Raw genomic sequence first — 21,948 nt, 5'->3', positions numbered from 1 at the left:
CTGTGGTAACGATCTCAGACGGCGCGGCGGGCGAGCGCGTGGCGGCGCTGCGTCGCCTCGGCGCGTGCACGTTCCACCGCCTCGGTCTCGGTGACGTCGAGCAGATGGTCGATCACGCGCGAGAGGTGGTCGCGCATCGCGGTGCGCGCGTCGACCGGCGAGCGCGCCTCGAGCGCGGCGAGGATGCGTCCGTGTTCGGCCATGCGGCTTTCGACCCCCAGGCTGCCGGCCTTGGTCAGCACCTCGCGCGCCAATGGCGACCGGAACCGCATGTCCCAGAAATCGGTGACGGCCGCGATGATGACCGCATTGCCGGTCGCCTCGGCAATCGCGATGTGGAAGCGGCGGTCGGCATCCTCGGCGGCGGCGACGTCGTTCTGCTGCATCTGCGCCAGCAGGCTGCGGAGTTCGGCCAGTTGCGCCGAGTCGATCTCGGTGGCGGCGACGGCGGCAACTTCGCCTTCCAGCAGTCGTCGCGCCTCGGTGATCTCGAACGCGCCGATGTCGAGTTCGCGGCCGGCATCGACCGCGCCGGTCGCGAGCACGAACACGCCCGAGCCTTTGCGAGCCTCGACAATGCCCTGCATTTCCAGCGCGATCATCGCCTCGCGCACGGTCGGGCGACTGACCTTGAACCGCTCGGTCAAGTCGCGTTCCGCGGGCAGGCGCGCGCCGACCGGATAGAGGCCGGCGCCAATGTCGGCCATGATCGCGTCCACGATCCCGCGGTACAACTTGCCGCCACTTTCTGTCTTGCGCATCCGCCGTCTCTATTCGTCAGCGCGCCCCCGCCCTACGCGGCGATTGGAAAGGGACGGTAGCCGAAGCATCGCGCCGCGCCAAGAATGTCTGACATCTCTATTGCAAGTGGTCCGGCCGCGACATAGGCTCCGCGACAGGAGAGGTGCAGCAGCACTGACATAACGACGATAATCGGGGCGGGGCGCGTGATGGCACAGCGAAATCGGGCGGCATGGGCGTTGGCGGCGGCGTCGCTAGCGATGATCGGCATCGCGACCATGCCGGCACCGGCGCCCGCCGCAAACGAGCAAAGCGGGCCGTGGCGCGACGTGACGCCGCGCGCGGGTCTCGCCGGCTGGCACAAGGTCGGCGGGAACGCGACCTACGCGATCGAGGGCGGCGAGCTGGTCGGGCGCGCCGAGCCGGGCAAGACGAACAGCTGGCTGGTGTCCGACGCGCAAGTGGGTGATTTCATCGTCGAATTCGATGCGAAGACCGACCCGCTGCTCAATTCGGGCATGATGATCCGCGGGCAGAGCCGCCCGGATTACCGCAACGGCGTGGTGTTCGGGTATCAGGCGGAGATCGACCCGACCAGGCGCGCGTGGAGCGGCGGCTTGTACGACGAACAGCGTCGGCAGTGGCTCTACACGCTCGGGCGCAACGAGGCGGCACGGCGCACCTTCAGGTCGGGCGACTGGAACCACTATCGCGTCGAGGCGATCGGCAATCGGCTGCGCACGTGGATCAACGGCGTCCCGGCGGCCGACGTGGCCGACGACATGGACGCGCGCGGCTTCATCGCTTTCCAGGTCCATGCCATTCCCGATGCCGATGCGGCGCGCCATCCCGAAGTGCGCTTCCGTAACGTGCGGATGATCACCGATCGTCCGGCGCGCTTCGCGCTGCCGGAAACCGGGATCGCGCAGCAGGGCTGGCTGTCGAACCGGCTGTCGAGCGGTGAGCGGCAGGCGGGGTGGAAGCTGCTGTGGGACGGGCGCACCAGCGCCGGCTGGACGAGCGCGAAGGGTGCGGCGTTCCCGGCGAAGGGCTGGGGGATGCGCGAGGGGCTTTTGACGGTCGAGGGGACCGACGGCGCCGAATCCGCCAACGGCGGCGACATCGTGACGACGCGCGATTACAAGAATTTCGAACTGTCGGTCGACTTCCGGCTGACCGAAGGTGCGAACAGCGGGATCAAATATTTCGTGGATCCGCAGCTGTCGAAGGGCGCCGGGTCGGCGATCGGGCCGGAATATCAGCTGCTCGACGATGCGCGCCATCCCGACGCCAAGCGGGGGCGCGACGGCAACCGCACGCTCGGCTCCCTCTACGACCTGATCGCGGCGCGCAACCTGTCCGACCCGGACAGCCCGGGCAAGCGCATCAACCCGCCGGGCGAGTGGAACCGCGCGGTGATCGTGTCGCGCGGCCGGCATGTCGAGCATTGGCTGAACGGCTTCAAGGTGGTCGAATACGAGCGCGGCTCGCCCGCGTTCCGCGCGCTGGTGGCGCAGAGCAAGTTCGCTCAATGGCCGACCTTCGGCGAGCGCGAGCGCGGGCCGATCCTGCTCCAGGATCACGGCAATCGCGTCGATTTCCGCTCGATCAAGATTCGTGAATTCTGACAAGGGGGCTGCACCGATGATCGACCGTCGTACGATGATGACCGGCGCGGGCGCCGCGCTGGGGGTCGCGATCAGCGCGCGCAGCTATGCGCAGATCAAGGGGGCCAACGACCGGCTGCGCGTCGCGGTGGTCGGCGTCAACGGGCGCGGGCAGGCGCATCTGAGCGCCTTCAGCAAGCAGCCGAACGTCGCGATCACGCACATCGCCGACGTCGATTCGGATGTGCTCGCCAAGCGTGCCGGCGAGTTCGCGGCGAGAGGCAACGCGCCGGTGAAGACCGAGCGCGACTATCGCCGGCTGTTCGACAACAAGGCCGTCGACATCGTGACCGTGGCGACGCCGGATCACTGGCACGCCAAGCTGGGCGTCGATGCGCTGGATGCCGGCAAGCATTGCTATCTCGAAAAGCCGATCGGCATCGCCCCTGCCGAGGGTGAGGCGTTGATCGCCGCGCAGAAACGCACCCGCCGCCAGTTGCAGGTCGGCAACCAGCAGCGGTCGAGCCCGGAGACGCAGCAACTGCTCGCACTGGTTCGCGCCGGCGAACTGGGCGACGTGTACGAAGCGCAGACATGGTATGCGAACAACCGCAAGTCGATCGGGAACGGGACGGAGATCGCGCCGCCGCCGAACCTCGACTGGGACATGTGGCAGGGACCGCGTCCGCGGGGCAATTACCGGTCCAATCTGGTCCACTATAACTGGCACTGGTTCTGGAAGTACGGCACCGGCGAGATCTGCAACAATGCGATGCACGAGCTGGACGTCGCGCGCTGGCTGATGGGACTGACCTATCCGAAGACGGTGTCGGCGCGCGGCGCGCGGCATTTCTACAAGGGCGACGACTGGGAAATGTACGACTCGCTCGCGCTCAATCTCGAATATGAGGGCGATCGTGCGATCCGCTGGAACGGGCAGAGTTGCAACGGGCAGCTGACCTACGGCCGCGGGCGCGGGGTGCTGCTGCTCGGGACCAAGGGTTCGGCGGTGGTCGATCGCAACGGGTTCGAGCTATACGATCTGGCCGGCAAGCCGATCCGCGAGGTGAAGGCGGCGGCAACGTCGGAGACGACCGGCACGGTCGGCGAGGGCGTGCTGGACGTGTATCATGCGCGCAACTTCGTCGACGTGATCCGTGGGCAGGCCTCGGCGCTCGCGTCACCGATCGCAGAGGGACATGTCAGCACGACGCTGTGCCACCTGGGCAACATGGCCTATCGGACGAACAGCGTGCTCACCGTCGATCCTGCGACCGGCAAGCCTGCCAGCGCCGAGGCGATGAAGCTGTGGTCGGTTGCGTATCAGCCCGGCTGGGAGGTGCGCGCCTGACGCACGCGGCGGCCCTGATGCGGCAAGCGGCGCCGGTACGCGAGGCGAGCGGGATCGAACGGTTCGCGGCGATGGGGACGCGCGTCGAACTGCATCGCTTCGGCCCCGGCGACGCCGATGCTCTGAGGCTGGCGCGGCGCGCGATCGAGGCGGTCGACGATGCGCTGACGATCCATCGTCCCTCCGCCGCGACCGCGCTGAACGAGGCGCTGCGCGCGGGCGGGACGGCGAGCGTCGATGATCCGATCCTGTTCGACGCGCTCACGGCGATCGACGCCGCACAGGCGGCGACCGAAGGGTTGTTCGATCCGGCGGCGCAGGTCGGGCGGGCGGGCGCGGGCTGGCGCGCGTTGCGATTTGACACACGTGCCGCGACGATCGCGAGCGACGCGCCCGTCGCGCTCGACTTCGGCGGGTTCGGGAAGGGCTATGCGCTGGACCGTGCGACGGCGGCCCTGCGTGACGCGGGTGTCGTGTGTGCGCTGCTGTCCGCCGGCGAAAGCTCGATCGCTGTCGTGGGCGAGCATCCGCTGGGTGGTGCCTGGCCGTTCGCGGTGCCGCATCCGTGTACGGCGGATCGCACGCTGATCGAGGTCGAACTGGTCGACGAGGCGCTGTCGATCTCCGCGACGGTCGGTGCAGGCGCCCTGGCGCTCGACCGCGCGGCGAGCGTCCGGCCGGGTGATGGCACGGCGGTGATCGCGCCGCGCACGGCGGTGGTGGTGGACCGCAGCGGCGCCACGGCGGAGATGCTCAGTACCGCGCTGATCGTGGCCGACGCCGGACAGGCGCGGCGGTTGCAGATAGGTGGGCGACGCATGCTGTTCGAGCTTGCGGACGGCGCACTCCACAGGATGGCATGGTGATGACGGACAGCGAATTCGATCTGTCGCGGCGCTCGTTTCTGGACCGCGTGCTGATGGCGACCGCCGGCAGCGTGATGGCGACGGCGACGCCGTGGGTTGCGCTTGCCGCGGGAGCGCAGACCGCCGGGGCGGGGCGCGTCCGGCTGGGGGTGATCGGTACGGGCGACCGCGGGCGCGCACTGCTCCAGAACATCGCCAAGACACGCAACTGCGTGGTGGCGGCGATATGCGACAGCTATGCGCCCAATCTCGTCAAGGCGCGCGAGTGGGTGGCGACCGGCACGCCCGAGTTCGCCGACCATCGCGCGATGCTGGATGCGCGCGGGCTGGACGCGGTGGTGATCGCGACGCCGCTGAACATGCATGCGCGCCATACGCTCGACGCGCTCGACGCCGGGCTGCACGTGTGGTGCGAGAAGGCGATGGCGCGGACGATCGCCGATTGCGGTGCGATGGTGAAGGCGTCGCAGGATCGCGGCAAGGTGCTACAGATCGGGCACCAGCGCATGTTCCATCCGACCTATCTCAACGCGCTGCGGCGCGTGAAGGCGGGCGAGATCGGCCCGGTAACGCAGATCCGCGCGAGCTGGCACCGCAACAACAGCTGGCGGCGCAAGGTGCCGGCGGACAGCACCGACCGGCGAGTCAACTGGCGGCTGTATCGCGAAAGCTCGGCGGGGCTGATGACCGAACTGGCGACGCACCAGCTACAGGTCGGCAACTGGTTCCTTGATGCGGCACCGACGCGCGTGATCGGATCGGGCAGTATCTGCTATTGGAAGGACGGGCGCGAGGTCTATGACCATGTCGCGCTGATCTACGAATATGCCGGCGGGCGGAAGCTGATCTACACCTCGCTGCTCAACAATGCGCGATACGGCTGCGAGGAGCAGATCCAGGGGAGCAAGGGCACGATCGAGCCGGAGCTGGGGCGCATCTACCAGGAAGTGCCGCCGCGGGCGCTGTCGCTGCAACGGATGCAGGCCGATGTGGAGCGCGGGCACAAGCGCACGATTCCGATCGGCGGGGCGACATGGTTCCCCGAGCTGCCGGTCACCACACCCGGCGAGTCGCTCGGCTGGAGCGAGTTCGACGAGACGATGCTGCAGTTCGAGGGCTTCGGCGAGGCGGTGCGCAGCGGCAAACCCCTGCCGGGATTGTTGCGACAGGCATATCTGGCCAGCGTGGCCTCGTTGCTGGGCGAACAGGCGATGGACAGCGGGCAGGCGATGAACTGGCCGACGTCGCTGGTGACCATCTGAAGGGGGGAGCAGACCGTGACCGAATCCAATCGCCGTGCGATCCTGGGGCTGGGGCTGACGGCCGGGCTGGTCGGACTGGCCGGCGACGCGCTGGCGCAATCCGCGACCCGCGGGGATGCGCCGACCGAAGGTGCGGTCGCCAAGCCGGCGCCGGAGGCCAAGTACCGGGTGCCGTTCGCGGTGATCGGGATGGACCACAATCACATCTACGGCATCACCGACGCGATGATCCGCGGCGGCGGGGTGCTGACCAGCTTCTACTCGGCGGATCCCAAGCAGGTCGCGGCGTTTCAGAAGCGCTATCCTGGCGCAAGGCTGGCGCGGGGCGAGGACGAGATCCTGAACGATCGCGCGATCAAGCTGGTGTGCAGTGCCGCGATCCCCAGCCTGCGCGCACCGCTCGGCATCCGCGTGATGCGCGCCGGCAAGGACTATCTGAGCGACAAGGCGGCGGTCACGACCTTGCAGCAGCTGGCCGAGGTGCGGCGCGCGATCAAGGAGACCGGGCGCAAGTACGGGATCATGTATTCGGAGCGGCTGGAAGTGCCCGCGGCGGTGATGGCCGGGCAGCTGGTGCATGACGGTGCGATCGGGCGCGTGATCCAGACCGTCAACCTCGCACCGCACCGTTTGTCGGCGGCCAACCGCCCCGACTGGTTCTGGGACCCCGCGCGCAACGGCGGCATCCTGACCGACGTCGGCAGCCATCAGGCCGACCAGTTCGTCTACCTGACCGGCAGCAAGCGCGCGCAGGTCGTGGCCGCGCAGACCGGCAATTTCGCGCATCCCGAGCACCCCGAGTTCGAGGATTTCGGCGACATGATGCTGCACGGCGACGGCGGTGCAGGCTATGTCCGCGTCGACTGGTTCACGCCCGACGGCCTGCCGACCTGGGGTGACGGGCGGCTCTTCATCCTGGGAACGGAGGGCTATATCGAACTGCGCAAATACGTCGATGTCGCCGGCCGGCCGGGAGGCAACCACCTGTTCATCGCCGACCGCAAGGGCACCCGCTATCTCGACTGTTCCAAGGTGCCGCTGCCGTTCGGACCGCAGTTCATCGCCGACCTGGTCGAGGGGACGTCGGTGGCGCAGGATCAGGACGGCGCCCTCCTCGCCGCCGAACTGGTCCTGACTGCCGAAGCGAAGGCGGCGCGCGCCACTCCCAGCTGAAGGTCCGCGCGGCCGAACCGACGGCATCGGGTTCCGGCGGAGGCGCGGGGATATGATCCAGAGCAGGATCGTTCTTTGCCGACAGCGACCTGTGTCGCATGTCCGGCAAAGGAACCGTCGTCCTGTCTACTCCGTCGCCCCGCCAGCCTTTCGCATGCAATATCGTATCGGTTGACCGTGCATGAGCGGTCTTCTCGACGCGTTGCGTGAGAAGCTGACCGTCAACACGCCGGCCGGAATGCGCAGCGACGGCTATCTCGCACTCGAGGATTACGGCGCGCTGGGCGACGGTCGCTCGGTGGCGCTGTCGGGGGCGGACGGGTCGATCGACTGGTGGTGCGTGCCCAATCTCGACTCGCCGCCGCTGTTCGACCGACTGCTCGATCCGGAGGAGGGCGGGCGCTTCGTCGTCGCGCCGGCCGATCCGTTCCGGGTCGAACGCCGCTATCTGCCCGAGAGCAACGTGCTGGAGACGATCTTCATCACCGCGGACGGTCGGGCGCGGATGACCGAGTCGATGAACAGCGGCACCGCCGGACGGCTGCCATGGGCGGAACTGGCGCGGCGAATCGACGGCGTCGACGGCACGGTGCGCTTCCATGTCGAGATGCGGCCTGGGCGGCGGGCGAACGGCGCGAGTCCGTATCAGTCCACCATCGGTCGCCATGCGGTCTTCCATGTCGGGTCGGTGCTCGGGCTGCTGCTCCACAGCGATGGCGTGACGGTCGAGCGCACCGATGCGGCGGTGACCGGCGCGTTTGCCGTTGCCGCGGGCGGACGCGAGGTGGTGGCGATCGTGGCGGGCGAGGATGAGCCGCTGGTGGTGCCGACGATCGCGGCGATCGACGAGCGGATCGACACGTCGGACGCGGAGTGGCGCGACTGGTCCCGGTGCGTCCAGCATGACGGCGCACACCGCCCGGCGTTCATCCGCAGCGTGTTGGCGCTCAAGCTGCTGCTGTTCTCGCCCTCCGGCGCGATCGCGGCGGCGGCGACCACGTCGCTGCCCGAGGGCGTCGGGGGGAAGAAGAATTACGACTATCGCTATGCCTGGGTGCGCGACGCGGGGTACACGATCAAGGCGTTCCTCGCCGCGGGCGCGCAGGCCGAGGCCAAGGCGGCGTTCAACTGGCTGCTGAAGCGGCTGGCCGAACATGGCGCAGCGGTGTGCTACACGCTGGACGGCGAGCGGGTGCCGGGGCTGCGCGAGATCGAGGTGCCCGGCTATCGCCGCTCGGCACCGGTCGTGGTCGGCAATGTCGCGACCGGCCAGCATCAGCACGGCATCTACGGCGATATCTTCGAGACCGCGTCGCGCTTCGTGGAGTGTGGCAACATCCTCGACGCGTCCAGCGCGGAGTTGCTGTCGCATCTGGCCGACCAGTGCGCCGATGCGTGGCGCAAGAAGGATGCCGGCATCTGGGAACTGGAAGAGCCGCAGCATTACACGATGTCGAAGATCAGCTGCTGGCAGGCGCTGGCGCGCGCGGTGGAACTGGCGGACGAGGGACAGTTGCCGACGACGTGTCGCGACCGCTGGGCGCGCGAGCGCGACCGGATCGAGGCATGGATCGGCGAGCATTGCTGGTCGGAGCGGCGGCAGGCCTATGTCTTCTATCCCGGTTGCGAGCGGCTCGACGCCTCGTTGGCGCTGGCGGTGCGTTTCCGCTTCGACGGGCGTGACCGGCTGGAGAAGACGCTGGATGCGATCGACGCCGAACTGGGACGCGGCCCGTATCATTATCGCTATAGCGGGGTCGAGGCGGAGGAAGGGTGCTTCCTGGCGTGCAGCTATTGGATGTTCGAGGCGCGCGCCTTGCTGGGTCAGCGGGACCGTGCGGCGCATGCCCTCGCCGCGCTTGGTTCGGCCCTGGATCGCGGGGTCGGGATCATGGCGGAGATGGCCGATCCCCGCACCGGCGCGTTCCTGGGCAATCTGCCGCAGGGCCTTTCGCACTTGGCACATGTCATGGCGATCGATGTGCTCGACCGGGAGGACGATTGCTGACGGCGCCTCAGTCCGCGATGCCGGCGAGATCGCGCGCGGCGCTTTGCAGCAATTCCTCGATCGTCGGATGATACCACGGCTGATCGGCGAAGTCGGCGACGGCGATCCCGCGATCGATGCCGAGCGCGACGAGATGGCCGAGATGCTCGCCGCCGGTCACGACGATCGTGGCGCCGATCAGCTTGCCGTCGGCATCGCCGTATAGCCGTACCAGGCCGGCATCCTCGCCGTCGATCGTTGCGCGGCCGTTGTCGGCGACTTGCGCGGTGCCGATCCGTACATCGTCGGGAAGTGCGTCGAAGGACGCGCCGACCTGCACCAGATTGGGTTCGGTGAAGGTGACGCTGAACGCCGGCAATCGCCGGGCGGACTCGCCGCCCGCAGCCACGTCGCCCGCGATGCGGCCGCCGCGGGCTGCCTCGTGGAGGACCGGCCGCCAGTCATTGGCGTCGCCGGCGACGAAGACGCGACTGTCGCCACAGCGTCGCGTGGTCTCCTCGAACAGCGGCACGCCCTTGTCGTCGAGCGCGATGCCGGCGGCGGGCAGGTTCAGCGCGTCCAGGGCGGGTTTGCGGCCGGTCGCCGCGAGGATCAACTCGACGGCGAGCTGTCCGCCATCCCACGTGATCGTCGCCCTGCCGTCGTCCAGTCTCGCCGTCGCCTCGACGCCGAGGCGGAGCGATACCTCGGCCCCGAGCGCGCCGACGACAGCGGCGTTGCTCTCCGGGTCGATCAGGCCGCCAATCGTCTCGCCGGGGTCGAAGACGGTGACCTCCACCCCCAGCCGCGCAAAGGCCTGCGCCAGTTCCAGCCCGATCGGACCCGCCCCGAACACCGCCATGGAGCGCGGCAGATGGTCGAGTTCGAAGATCGTCTCGTGCGTATGGACGAGCGTCCGGACATCCGACAGCGCGTCGGGCACGACCGGGATCGCGCCGGTTGCGATGACGATGCCGCGCGTCGCCACGATCCGCTGCCCGTCGACCGCGATCGTATCGGGACCGTCAAAGCGGGCGGTGCCGTGGATGACGCGATCCGCAGGGATGGCGCGATACTCCTCCAGGACGGATCCGACGAAGCGGTCGCGCTCACGCCGGACCCTGTCCCACATAGCCGCGGCGTCGATGTTCACCGCGCCGGTGTCGATCCCGAAACGGGCGGCGTGGCGGGCCTGATGCGCGGTCCGACCTGCCGCGATCAGCAACTTGGAGGGCATGCAGCCGATACGGGTGCAGGTCGAACCGCCCGCACCGCGCTCGACGATCAGCGTGTCGGCACCGCGCGCCGTCGCGGCCTTATATGCCTTCAACCCGGCGGTACCCGCGCCGATCACCACCACATCGCAACGCCGGTCGGCCACGTTCGCTCCCCCGCGGACCCCGTGTCCGATCTATCCTGCATCAAGCGATTGAAAGCGGGCGCGGTTCCGGCCGGGATCATGGTTTGGCGGCAGCGGCGCGGTCGATGTCCGCGCCCCACGGATCACCCCCGACGACGGTGGTACCGGCGGCGGTGAAGTCCGCCAGCGTGTCGTTCGCGCGAGTATAGCGCGGCCAGCGGGGCAGTCCTGCGCCGTTAGGGTCGCCGGTCTTCACGAAGTTGGCGAGATAGCCGCTCATCGCCCGCCCGGTCGCATTGTCGCGTGCGGTGGTCTCTGCTCCGTATTTGATCGCCTGGTTGTCGAAGAAATACGGGATGTCGGTGGCATGGCCGGCGCCCGGCTTGCCGATCGAAGATGCGACGTAGGAGAAGCGATACTCCCACACCGGCACGCCCTTGTCGGACAGCATCGCCGCGACCTGTCGCGCGCCGCCGACCATGTAGCCGGTCTTGCCGCCAATGTCGGCATCGGTCGCACCGACCAGCATCGGCACGCGCGCGAAGCGATCGCCGTCGTAGGCCTGCCGGATGTCGACCACGACCTTTCCGTCGGTGAACGGGCCGGAGAAGGTCGGCGCATCGCCGCCGCCGCGGAACATCTGCGCCAGGTTCAGCCCGTCGACCACCTCCGCGGCGGGAAGCGCGCGCAGCTTCGCCAGCGCATCTGGCGCGGTCGGATCGATGCCCTTCGTGCGCGCAAAGTTCGCGCCGATCGCCTCGACCTGCGGCAACGTGCGCGCGGGGGTGCCGCCACCATCGCCGCCCGACATTGCGAAGGCCCTGACGAACAGGCCGCGCGCCGCGGGCGAGGTGACGAGGTGATGGACCGACATGCCGCCCGCGCTCTCGCCGACGATCGTGACGTTCGCGGGATCGCCCCCGAAAGCCGCGATGTTGCGCCGGACCCATTGCAGCGCCGCGATCTGGTCCATCGTGCCGTAATTGCCGAGCCGGCCACCATCGGCATTCTCGCGCGTCAGCTGCGGGAGCGCAAAGGTGCCGAAGCGGCCGAGCCGGTAGTTAAAGCTGACGAACATCAACCCCTTGCGGGCCATGTTCGCACCGGCATAGGTCGGCGGCGACGCCCCGCCGTTCACGAAGCCGCCGCCGTAGATCCACACCAGGACCGGCAGCTTGCGCTTCGCGTCAGCGGGTTTCCAGACGTTGGCGTAGAGGCAATCCTCTGCGGGCGTGGTGCCGAGCGGAGCGGCGTCGCTGGGGAACGGCTCCTGCATGCAATCCGCGGCATAGCGGGTGGCGTCGCGGACGCCCTGCCACGCCGCTGCCGGCTGCGGCGCGCGCCAGCGAAGCGGGCCGACCGGGGCGGCGGCGAAGGGCACGCCCTTCCAGCTCGCGACCCCGTCCGTCACCGACCCACGCACCGAACCGGTGTCGATCCGCACCACCTCCGCGTCGCGTTGAGCCGCCGCCGGCGTCGCGGCCAGTAGCGGCGCGACGATTGCCATGGTGATGATCCGGTGCATCCTGCTATCCCTTTTTCTTTTGCAGGAGGAAGTTACGCGTCGGCGGCGCGAGGTCCAGCCCCCTCGTCGTCGCTGTCGGTCGATGCGGGTTTGGCGGCGCTCCACAAGATCAGATAGCCGAGCAGTCCCGACAGCAGCGATGCCGCCAGGATCGCGAGCGCCGCCACCTCTGTCCCTTCGCCGCCGGCGAAGGCGAGCTCGGCGATGAACAGCGAGATGGTGAAGCCGATTCCCGCCACACCGCCTACCCCCAGGATCATTCGCCAGGTCACCCCGTCCGGCAGCGTCGCGGCGCCGAATGCGGTCGATAGTCGCGCGGCGGCGAAGAAGCCCACGGGCTTGCCCACCACCAGCCCCGCGACGATCCCGAGCGCGAGCGGCGCGTGCAGCGCTTCGGTGATCAGCGCGCCGGACAGATGAATGCGGACGTTCGACAGCGCGAACAGCGGCAATACGAGATACGACACCCACGGCGTCAGGATGCGGACCAGCCGCTCGGCCGGCTCGTCGGTCGCCGCGGCCATTTCGTGGATGTAGCCGAGCTGGCTTTGCGCCTCCTCGCGCCCGCGTGCCGCCTGGCTTTCGTCCTCCGCCTCGCTCGCGGCCTCGTGCGCGGCGCGGAGCCGCTCGACCGGTTGCTGCACACGCTCGACGAACCGCTTCTCCGACAAGCGCGAGGTGGTCGGCAGCAGCAGCCCGATCGCCACGCCGGCGATCGTCGGATGCACGCCCGAGCCGAGCACGCCGACCCAGATCGCGCAGCCGAGCAGCACATAGGCAATAGACGACACCCAGCCGAGCCGCAGCAGCAGCACGATGCCGGCATAGGCGGCCGCAGCCACCAGCAGCCACGTCCAGTCAAGCGCGGCGGTATAGGCGATCGCGATGACCAGCAGTCCGAAGACGTCATCGATCGCGGCGAAGGCGAGGAGCACGGCGCGCACCGCCGGGGGCAGGCGCGTCGTGAACATCGCGACGATCGCCAGGCTGAACGCGGTGTCCATCGCCGCGACCACGCCCCAGCCGTGGGCGGTAGGGGTGCCGTGGTTGAAGGCGACGTAGATCGCGATCGGCACCACCAGCCCGCCGATCGCGCCCGCCAGCGGGAGGACGGCGGTGCGCAGCGTCGACAGCGAACCCTTGCTGAACTCGCGCTTCACCTCGGTGCCGATAATGAGGAAAAACAACGGCATCAGCGCGTCGTTCACCCACTCCGCCAGCGGCCGGGCGATCGCGAGGCTGCCGTAGCTGAAGCGCAGCTCCGTATCCCACAGCCGTTCGTAGCCGTGGCCGAGCGGCGAATTGACCAGCAGCAGCGCCACCATCGCGGCAATAAACAGTGGTCCGCCAGACACTTCCGCGATGGCGAAGAAGGGAGCGGCGCGTTGGAGGACGCGGGCGGCCCGCGAATGATGCGCGCGGGCGGCGACCTGCCCGGAAAGGCGCGGCGTTAGCGCCATGAAGATCCTCGAAAAGTCGTGAGGCTCCTATACGGCCGGCACCCCCGAACCGTTCCGGATCAGCCCGCCGGTTCGCGCAGGACGGGATAGCGCCGGTGACCGAAATCGTCCGTCCGGGCGCGTTCCAACAGCCAAAATAACCGCGTGTTTCCATCCGCGGCGAACGCCGGGTCGCTGCGCAGCCGTTTTTCGAACGCCGATTTCACCGCGGGGTCGCTTTCGAGGATCTTATCGCCGAGCGCCGCCAGGACGAAGGCGTCGGTGCCGGACGCCGTGTGAAGCATTTCAGGGAAGAAGCCCCAGGCCAGGAACGAGTCCTGGCTTTCGGGCTCGAGCAGCGCGGCGGCGAGCAGCCCGGCGGGCTGGTCGGCGGGCACGCGCACCATGCCCGCGGGAAGCGTCCGCTCGACGGACTGGTGGCGGAAGGTGGCGGCGATCGGGTAGCGACCCTCCAGCGGCGGCGACTGCCTGGCGTCGACCAACTCGACCTCATCGAGCGTCAGCGTGCGCGGCGCCGACAGCGTGTCGTAGCGGATGCCGTGGAGCCGCAGGCGATCCAGCACCTCGGCCTGCGCGGCGGGCACCCACCAGGCGGCGGGCAGCGTCACCGTCTCGGTCGCGCGCTGGCCGATGATCGGCATCCGGAAGGTGATCGGGCGACCGGTCCAGCGCTGCTCCAGCCGGCCCGAGGCGGGCGAGCGGTAGGTGTCGAAGGCGACGCCCCTGAATTGCTCGATCCAGCCGATCGGCTGTTCCTGCGGCGTCCAGCGCGTGAGCAGGGTGCGCGGGCGGCTGGCGCGGTCCTGCGCCTTGGCGGCGGCGATCCGGCCCGCATCGGCGGCGGCGACCGTCAGCGCGGCCTCCAGCAGGACATAGGTGCCGAGCACGCGCTGCCGATACGGCTTGAGCATGTGATTCTCGACCAGTACCGTCGGGATGCCGACGAAATCGCCATAGCCGGTCGAGTAGCGCGGACCTTCGGGGCTGTAGCGGATGCCCTTGTCGGGCCGGCGCGTGTCGATCGGGGAGGGGTAGATGATCGGCATGTGCCCCGCCTTCGTCAACGCGGCGTGCACCGCCGGGCCGAAGCGCCCCTCCAGCCAGCCGGCGGTGGCGCGGTGCCGCGCATAGGTGCCCCAGCCGGCATAGGTGAAGGTGACGTCATACTGCATGTCGAAGCCCTCGCTGACGTGGCAGTCGACGTAGAGGATCGGGTCGAGCGCGCGCAGCAGCGCGATCATCGCACGCGTCTCCGGCGCGTCGGCCTTGGCATAATCGCGGTTGAGGTCGATGTCGCGCGCATTGGCCTCGCGGCCCTTTTCGGCGGGGCCGCGCAGATGGACGAAGTTCCATTCGCTCAGCCGTTCGTGGCCGTCGATGTTGTAGACCGGCACGAAGACCAGATCGACATGGTCGAGCAGGTCGTCGCGGCCGCGCAGCGCGATGTCGCGCAGCAGCATCAGCCCGGCGTCCTTGCCGTCGATCTCGCCCGAATGGATGCCGGCCTGCACCAGCACCACCGGCTTGCCCGCGCGCCCCTTGTGCGCGCGCACCAGCAGCATGTCGCGTCCTTCGCCGGTCGTGCCGAAGCGCTGGAGCGCGATCAGCGGCGAGGCGGCGTCGAGCCGTTCGAGCCAAGCGCGCACTGCGGCATAGCGCGGGGTGGTGCGGAAGCCGGCGGCCTCGGCGGGGGTGATCCACGGATCGCCGGGCGCGGCGACCAGCCGCTCGCTGGCGCCCGTCCACGGCAGCGGCGGGGGAAGGTGGGACTGCGCGGTCGCCGGCGCGGCAAGGAACGACAGCGCCGCGGCAGCGCGGCGGAGGGAGAAGGTCACGGCGGTAGCTCGCGTAGCGGGGCGGGGCGCCCCTGGATGACGACCCTGGTAGGCGATGATATGTTGTATCTCAAGTGGGTAAGGCAAGCTGGGTCTATGCTTCATTGATCGGAAGATGACCGTTCGCGGGCCCAGTGTGCCCAGACCCGATGACACACCCGTTTCGATGTTCGTGGGTCCGCTGACCAAGACCCTCCTTTCCCGAACGCCGTGTTCAGCGGTCGATTTTGGGAAACTGCATTCGGGAACAGGTTTCGGGGAATCTTCCGCGACGGGGCGTTGCTGACGCGACCGGCGATCCCCTTGCCTCTTTGCGGGTTCATTTCTGGGAAGATAGCGCCATGCCTGCGCCAGGAATGAAGCGGGGCAGATCGTCCTTGCGACCCGACTTTGATCCGTCCACCTTGTTCCAGACGGCATTGGGGGGAAGGTCATGAAGTCTGTTGCAGGCGTGCTACTGTGCGTCGCTATCGCATCGGTTTCGACGTCGGTTCCGGTTCGAGCACAAGAGGCCGACCCGGAGCGGGTCTACAAGGCGGCCGGCGCGAAGGCGTCGAGGCCGATGGCGACGGTGGCTTATGGCTCGAGCGAACTGCAAGTGGCTGACTTGCGCTTGCCGACGGGAAAGGGCCCGTTCCCGGTTGCCGTGGTTATCCATGGCGGTTGCTTCATGTCCAGTGTCGACAAGCGGTCGGGCATCGCTGCGTTCGCCGATGCACTGACCGAGCGGGGATATGCGACGTGGAACATCGAATATCGCCGCGTCGGCGACCCGAGCGGGGGATGGCCGGGGACGTTTGAAGATGTCGCGGCCGCTATCGACAAGCTTGCCGACGTTGCGCCGCGCTACAAGCTCGACATGAAGCGCGTGGCCTTCGTGGGCCATTCGGCAGGCGCCTATTTCGCTTTGTGGGCAGCGTCGCGTCCCCGGCTGATGAAGCCCTGGAGCAATGCCAGGGTGCGCCCGATCGCGGTCGCCGCGATCGATGGGCCCGGAACGCTGGCATCCTTCGTCGGCCTCGACGCCCAGGTCTGCGGACGACCGGTCATCGTGCCCCTGATGGGAGGAACGCCATCGCAGAAGCCGGCAGAATATCGGCTTGCCTCACCACAGGACCATCTTCCGCTCGGCATGCCCCAGCTTCTCGTGCTGAGCGACCTTGCGGACCTGATGCGCCCCTATGTGGCGGCTGCCAAAGCGGGCGGCGACACGGTACAAACACTGACGCCCCCGAATGCCAACCACTTCGATGTCGTCACGCCAAAGACGCCGAATGGTCAGGCAGTCGTAAGGTTCGTTGCCGACAACCTTATGCCGCGACGCCCGTAGGCCCGCGCTCCTTTCCCGTTTCCTGATCGGCTGCGGTAAAGACGTTTGCGTCCGCCGGCCCGTAAAGACGAGACACCAGCAACTTGAGGGCGCTTCAGGGCGGCCGACGCAGCCGCCCCTTCATCGCCGCCATCAGTTCAACGTCATCAGGCTCGCATTGCCCCCGGCGGCGGTGGTGTTGATCGAGGTCGATACTTCCTCGACCAGCCAGTCGAGCCGGTAGCCCGCCGACGCCGCCTGCGGCAGCACGATCGGGCCGGGGAGGTCGGCGAGCGCGGACAGCGCCGCGGCGACCCGCGCGGGGTCGCCCTCGATCAGCGCGCCGGCGAAGGCGGGTTCGCGCCGCCAGTCGTCGGTCGCCCGCACGCGCGCCGCGGCGGTAGGGGGCAGGATCGCCAGCGTGTCGTGCAGCGCGGGGGCGTCGGCGACCACTACCTCGTTGCCCGCCGCCAGCGCGACGCCGAGCTGCTCCAGCAGGCCGTCGCGCGTCTGCGGCAGCGCCAGGACGCGGCCGCGCGGATGGAGCGCGTAGAGGTTGCGCTCGCCGACCGGGCCGGCAAGCTCGGCCTCGGCGCCGAGCATCGACGCCGCAATCGCCGCGCGCACGCGGGTCGCCGCGGCCTGCTCGCCGCGCGCCTCCAGCGCGATCGCCAGGTCGCGCGCGGCGGCGTCGGCGTGGTCGCAGACCAGCGGCGGCGGGAGGTCGGCGCCGGTGACCAGGCGGCCGAGATAGAGCGGTCCGCCCGCCTTCGGCCCGGTGCCCGACAGCCCGCGCCCTCCGAACGGCTGCACGCCGACGACCGCGCCGATGACGTTGCGGTTGATGTAGAGGTTGCCGGCCTTCACGCGCGCGGTGACGTGCGCGATCGTCTCGTCGAGGCGGGTGTGCAGCCCGAAGGTGAGGCCGTAGCCGGTGGCGTTGATGCGGTCGATCAGCCGGTCGAGGTCGGCGCGGCGGAAGCGCACGACGTGCAGGACGGGGCCGAACACCTCGCGCTCCAGCTCGGCGATGTCGCTCAGTTCGACGATCGTCGGCGGCACGAAGGTGCCGTGGGCGGTGTCGCCGGACAGCGCGACCTGCTCGACGCGGTGGCCGGCGGCCTTCATTTTGGCGATGTGGCGTTCGATGTTCGCCTGCGCCTCGGCGGTGATGACCGGGCCGATGTCGGTCGCCAGCGTATCGGTGCGACCGATCGACAATTCGTGCAGCGCGCCGCGGATCATCGCCAGCGTGCGGTCGGCGACCTCCTCCTGCAGGCACAGGACGCGCAAGGCCGAGCAGCGCTGCCCGGCGCTGTCGAAGGCGGAGGCGATCACGTCCGCCACCACCTGTTCGGCGAGCGCAGAGGAGTCGACGATCATCGCGTTCTGTCCGCCGGTTTCGGCGATGAACGGGATCGGCGCGCCGCCGGGGAGCAGGCGTCCCGCGAGTTCCTTCTGGATCAGCCGTGCGACCTCGGTCGAGCCGGTGAACATCACCGCCATCGTCTCCGGCGCGGCGACCAGCGCGGCGCCGATCGCGCCGTCGCCGGGGACGAGGTGGAGGACGTCGGCGGGGACGCCGGCCTCGTGCAGGATCGCGATCCCCTGCGCGGCGATCAGCGGCGTTTCCTCGGCCGGCTTGGCGAGGACGGCGTTGCCCGCGACCAGCGCGGCGGCGACCTGCCCGGTGAAGATCGCCAGCGGGAAGTTCCACGGGCTGATGCAGGTGACGACGCCGAGCGGGCGGTGCGCGGGCGCGAGCGTGGAGCGTGCCTGCTCGGCATAATAGCGCAGGAAGTCGATGGCTTCGCGCACCTCGGCGATGGCGTTGGGGATCGACTTGCCCGCCTCGCGCACGATCAGCGCGAGCAGCTGCGGCATCCGCGCCTGCATCGCATCGGCGGCGCGGTTGAGGATCGCGGCACGCTCGGCGACGGAGGTTGCGGCCCAGCGACCGGCGGCGGCATGCGCGGTGCGGGCGGCGGCGGCGGCGTCGCCGGGTGTCATCTCGCGCACGGTGCCGACCTGGTCGCGGTGGTCGGCGGGGTTGCGGACCGCGCGCTCGGTGCCGGTCGTGCCGGCGCGCCACGGGCCCTGCGCGGCCATCGTCTCGCCCAGCGACGCGAGCACCGTCTCGTCGCTGAGATCGAGGCCGGCGGAGTTGCGGCGCAGGCCGTACAGCTCGTGCGGCAGCGCGATCTGCGAGTTCTTCTGGCCGGGCGCGGCCATGCGGCGCACGACCTCGACCGGATCGGCGACGAGGTCGGCGATCGCGACATCGGGATCGGCGATGCGGTTGACGAACGACGAATTGGCGCCGTTCTCCAGCAGGCGGCGGACGAGATAGGCCAGCAGCGTCTCGTGCGTGCCGACGGGCGCATAGATGCGGCACGGGCGGTTCAGCCTGTCGGCGCCGACGACCTCGTCGTACAGCGGCTCGCCCATGCCGTGCAGGCACTGGAATTCGTAATCGCCGACCGCGAAGTCGGGGCCGGCGAGCTGATAGATCGCGCCGAGCGTCTGCGCATTGTGGGTCGCGAATTGCGGGAACACCGCATCGCGCGCCGCCAGCAGCTTGCGCGCGCAGGCGATGTACGCGACGTCGGTGTGGATCTTGCGGGTGTAGACGGGAAAGTCGGCGAGGCCGTCGACCTGCGCGCGCTTGATCTCGGCATCCCAATAGGCGCCCTTGACCAGCCGCACCATGATCCGCCGCCCGGCGCGCCGCGCGAGGTCGACGATCCAGTCGATGACGAACGGGCAGCGCTTGCCATAGGCCTGCACGACGAAGCCGAGCCCGTCCCAGCCGGCGAGATCGGGGTCGGTGGCGAGGGTTTCGAGCAGGTCGAGCGACAGTTCGAGCCGGTCGGCTTCCTCCGCGTCGATGTTCAGGCCGATGTCGAAGCCCTTGGCGAGCAGCGCCAGCGCCTTCACGCGCGGGAGCAGCTCGTCCATGACGCGCGCGGCCTGCGCGCGGACGTAGCGCGGATGGAGCGCCGACAGCTTGATCGAGATGCCCGGCCCCTCGTAGATGCCGCGCCCCGCCGACGCGGCGCCGATCGCGCGCACCGCTTCCTCGTAATCGCGATAATAGCGGTCGGCATCGGCGGCGGTCGTCGCGGCCTCGCCGAGCATGTCGTAGCTGTAGCGGAAGCCGCGTGCCTCCAGCGGGCGCGAACGCCTGAGCGCCTCCGTGATCGTCTCGCCGGTGACGAACTGCTCGCCCATCATCCGCATCGCCATGTCGACGCCGCGGCGGATCACCGGCTCACCGGCGCGCGCGATCAGCCGCGTCAATGCCGCGCCCAGACCGCTGTCGTTGACGCTACCGGTCAGCTTGCCGGTGACGACCAGCCCCCAGGTGGCGGCGTTGACGAACAGCGAGCGGCCGTCGCCGACATGCGCGCGCCAGTCGCCGCCCGCGATCTTGTCGCGGATCAGCGCGTCGCGGGTGGCGGTGTCGGGGATGCGCAGCAGCGCCTCGGCGAGGCACATGAGCGCGACGCCCTCCTGGCTGGACAGCGCATATTCCTGCACCAGCCCCTCGACCCCGGTGCCCTTGTGCTTGGCGCGCAGCGCGGTGACCAGCGCGGTGGCGGTCTGCGCCGCGGCGGCGCGCACGGCGTCCGGAAGCGTCGCCGCGTCGAGCAGCGGTGCGAGGCAGTCGGGCTCGCTGCGGCGGTAGGCGGCGGTGATCGCCTGGCGCAGCGCGCTTTGCGGCTGGATCGGCGGGGCGAAGCGGGCGAACGGGGGCAGGGGAGCGGTCATCGCGGGCGGATCCTTGTTCGAGCCGTCAGCATAGTTGATCCCGCGCTGGCGATCCGCCCGCTTTTGCGGCAGTATCGCGCCGATCGAACCTATTTGAGGGCGTATGACGGACCGAACGGATGCGAAAGTCGCCACAGGCGGTTCGATCGACGCGTTCGACCGGCGCATCATCGAGGTGCTGCGCGCCGAAGGGCGGCTGTCGGTGACCGAACTGGCGCGGCGGGTCGGCCTGTCGAAGACGCCGTGCCAGGTGCGGCTGCGGCGATTGATCGACGGCGGCTATATCCTGGGCTTCCGTGCGATCGTCGACCCGGCGCGGCTGGGGCTCGACCATGTCGCGTTCACCGAAGTGAAGCTGTCCGACACGCGCGAGGCTGCGCTCGACGAGTTCCGGCGCGCGGTGCTGCGCATCCCGGAGGTCGAGGAATGCCACATGATCGCCAGCAGCTTCGACTATCTGCTGAAGGTGCGCACCGCCGACATCCGCCGCTACCGCGAGGTGCTGGGCGAGCGAATCTCGTCACTGCCGCACGTCGCGAACACGTCGACCTTCGTGGCGATGGAGACGATCCGCGACGCCGGGGTGTAGCCGATCAGTGCGACTTGAGCGCGATGAGGCACAGACCCGCGCTCACCACCGCGATCAGGAGCAGGGCGAGGGTGAAGGCGAGCACCTTGGCATGACGCCGGAAGTGCTGGCGGTGGCGATAACGGCTGCTGATACGACGACCCCGTTTTTCGTTCGTTTTCTTGTTTCCACGATAGCGACGCCGCCTTGCTCCGCGATGAAGCGCGCCGCCGCCGCTACCGCCCGCAACCGCCGTCCGTAGCGATCGCGTCGTGTGCTGCCTGTTGCAAGGCGACCGTCTCCTCGTTCGAGAAGCCGAGGTCGGCCGCCGCCCCCTCCGCCGCGCCGAGCGTCAGCGGGTCGGTGCCCGTGACTCGCGCGAAGATTACCAGCGCTTCCAGATAGTAACCGTAGCTGCTGGCATGGTAGTTATCGTACGACCATAACGGCACGCGCGTATAGTCGGTTCCGTCATACGGGTTTGCGTCGGCCGCGCCGCTGCGGATCGCGCAGGTGAAGGCTTGCCCGACCGGCGCGACATCGGCGCGCGTGCGCGCGGCGGCACGGTCGATCGCGCGACGCAGGTCGTTGGCCATCACCGCCACGGGCGCGCCGGACCAGCGCTTGCCCGGCAGGAAGGTCAGGTCGGGGCGCGTCCAGGTCGACACGAGCGTGATCGCGACCGACCGGTTGCGGGCGCGGAACAGATCGGCGAGACGCTGCGCATTCGTGACGGTCGCGTTGCCGTCGCCGGGGCGCTCGGGGTCGAGCGTGCTATATTCCTGCAGCACGACATGGTCCCAGCCGCGGTCGATGAGCGCGCGGCGCTCCGCGAGATGCCAGCCGAGCGTCTTGCCCGGCGAAGTCTCCAGCGACACCTGCCAGTCGAGCCCGGCAGCGTCGGCGAAGCGCTTGAACAGCCCCGGCACGCCGCCGATCCGCTCACCGTTCAGGTCGGTGACGCGATCGGCGTTGAGCACCCGCACCGGGGCGTTCGCGCCGAAGGTGAAGCTGTTGCCGACGAACAGGATCGTCTCGGCGGCTGCGGGCGCGGCGGCGGCGGCGAGCAGGGTGGCGGCAACAAGGGTGGGGGCGGCGGACAGCAGGAAGCGCATGGCCGCAGGCTGTAGCGC

15 protein-coding genes are annotated in these 21,948 nt (G+C 69.3%); 8 read left to right on the top strand and 7 right to left on the bottom strand.

The genetic code is table 11. The features are described from left to right. Positions 1-14: 14 nt before the first annotated feature. Positions 15-761 (bottom strand): FadR/GntR family transcriptional regulator, encoded by a 747-nt coding sequence (locus J2Y58_RS16790; protein ID WP_310105581.1) that lies wholly within the window; start codon positions 759-761, stop codon positions 15-17. Between the two features lie 189 nt (positions 762-950). On the opposite strand from J2Y58_RS16790, the gene J2Y58_RS16785 reads away from it, so the two are divergent. The 6 genes from J2Y58_RS16785 (at position 951) to J2Y58_RS16760 (ending at position 9,008) form a co-directional block, all read left to right on the top strand. Beyond that, positions 951-2,369 carry a DUF1080 domain-containing protein gene (locus J2Y58_RS16785; RefSeq protein WP_310105578.1) on the top strand — a complete coding sequence of 473 codons (1,419 nt, stop codon included), beginning with the start codon at positions 951-953 and terminating at the stop codon, positions 2,367-2,369. A gap of 16 nt (positions 2,370-2,385) precedes the next feature. Then, entirely contained in the window at positions 2,386-3,699 is a 1,314-nt protein-coding gene (locus J2Y58_RS16780; RefSeq protein ID WP_310105575.1) for a Gfo/Idh/MocA family oxidoreductase, read from the top strand. A gap of 17 nt (positions 3,700-3,716) precedes the next feature. After that, positions 3,717-4,565, top strand: coding sequence for an FAD:protein FMN transferase (locus tag J2Y58_RS16775; protein ID WP_310105573.1), 849 nt, complete (start codon positions 3,717-3,719; stop codon positions 4,563-4,565). Next, a complete protein-coding gene (locus tag J2Y58_RS16770; protein WP_310105570.1) occupies positions 4,565-5,827 on the top strand; it encodes a Gfo/Idh/MocA family oxidoreductase in 1,263 nt (420 codons plus the stop codon). The genes J2Y58_RS16775 and J2Y58_RS16770 overlap by 1 nt, the downstream gene beginning before the upstream one ends. A 15-nt stretch (positions 5,828-5,842) precedes the next feature. Further along, positions 5,843-7,000 carry a Gfo/Idh/MocA family oxidoreductase gene (locus J2Y58_RS16765; RefSeq protein WP_310105568.1) on the top strand — a complete coding sequence of 386 codons (1,158 nt, stop codon included), beginning with the start codon at positions 5,843-5,845 and terminating at the stop codon, positions 6,998-7,000. A gap of 181 nt (positions 7,001-7,181) precedes the next feature. After that, positions 7,182-9,008 (top strand): glycoside hydrolase family 15 protein, encoded by a 1,827-nt coding sequence (locus tag J2Y58_RS16760; protein ID WP_405053117.1) that lies wholly within the window; start codon positions 7,182-7,184, stop codon positions 9,006-9,008. A gap of 7 nt (positions 9,009-9,015) precedes the next feature. On the opposite strand, the gene J2Y58_RS16755 is transcribed toward J2Y58_RS16760, so the two are convergent. From J2Y58_RS16755 to J2Y58_RS16740, 4 genes are all read right to left on the bottom strand, one after another. Further along, a complete protein-coding gene (locus J2Y58_RS16755) occupies positions 9,016-10,368 on the bottom strand; it encodes a dihydrolipoyl dehydrogenase (RefSeq protein WP_310105564.1) in 1,353 nt (450 codons plus the stop codon). 76 nt (positions 10,369-10,444) lie between these two features. After that, positions 10,445-11,872, bottom strand: coding sequence for a carboxylesterase family protein (locus J2Y58_RS16750; RefSeq protein WP_310105562.1), 1,428 nt, complete (start codon positions 11,870-11,872; stop codon positions 10,445-10,447). Between the two features lie 32 nt (positions 11,873-11,904). Then, a complete protein-coding gene (nhaA, locus tag J2Y58_RS16745; RefSeq protein ID WP_310105559.1) occupies positions 11,905-13,332 on the bottom strand; it encodes a Na+/H+ antiporter NhaA in 1,428 nt (475 codons plus the stop codon). 59 nt (positions 13,333-13,391) lie between these two features. Beyond that, complete coding sequence (locus J2Y58_RS16740) at positions 13,392-15,134, bottom strand: M14 family metallopeptidase (RefSeq protein WP_310105640.1); 1,743 nt, start codon at positions 15,132-15,134, stop codon at positions 13,392-13,394. Positions 15,135-15,600: 466 nt separating this feature from the next. On the opposite strand from J2Y58_RS16740, the gene J2Y58_RS16735 reads away from it, so the two are divergent. After that, positions 15,601-16,497 carry an alpha/beta hydrolase gene (locus tag J2Y58_RS16735; RefSeq protein ID WP_310105556.1) on the top strand — a complete coding sequence of 299 codons (897 nt, stop codon included), beginning with the start codon at positions 15,601-15,603 and terminating at the stop codon, positions 16,495-16,497. Between the two features lie 132 nt (positions 16,498-16,629). On the opposite strand, the gene putA is transcribed toward J2Y58_RS16735, so the two are convergent. Continuing rightward, on the bottom strand, positions 16,630-20,415 hold the full coding sequence (putA, locus tag J2Y58_RS16730; RefSeq protein WP_405053116.1) for a trifunctional transcriptional regulator/proline dehydrogenase/L-glutamate gamma-semialdehyde dehydrogenase: 3,786 nt from the start codon (positions 20,413-20,415) through the stop codon (positions 16,630-16,632). Here putA and J2Y58_RS16725 point away from each other — a divergent pair. Further along, positions 20,351-20,836: an Lrp/AsnC ligand binding domain-containing protein gene (locus tag J2Y58_RS16725; RefSeq protein ID WP_310105552.1), complete on the top strand. Its 486-nt coding sequence runs from the start codon at positions 20,351-20,353 to the stop codon at positions 20,834-20,836. The genes putA and J2Y58_RS16725 overlap by 65 nt on opposite strands. Positions 20,837-21,051: 215 nt before the next feature. Here the strand turns inward: J2Y58_RS16725 and J2Y58_RS16720 are convergent, their stop codons facing one another. Continuing rightward, the gene (locus J2Y58_RS16720; protein ID WP_310105549.1) at positions 21,052-21,930 is read right to left on the bottom strand and encodes a PEP-CTERM sorting domain-containing protein; all 879 of its coding nucleotides are present in this window, start codon (positions 21,928-21,930) and stop codon (positions 21,052-21,054) included. Positions 21,931-21,948 lie beyond the last annotated feature (18 nt).

Origin of the sequence: Sphingomonas sp. BE138, assembly GCF_031456125.1 — a bacterium.
Lineage (GTDB): Bacteria > Pseudomonadota > Alphaproteobacteria > Sphingomonadales > Sphingomonadaceae > Sphingomonas.
Note: the sequence above shows the minus strand (reverse complement) of the source record. Positions and strands in the feature narration are given on the sequence as shown.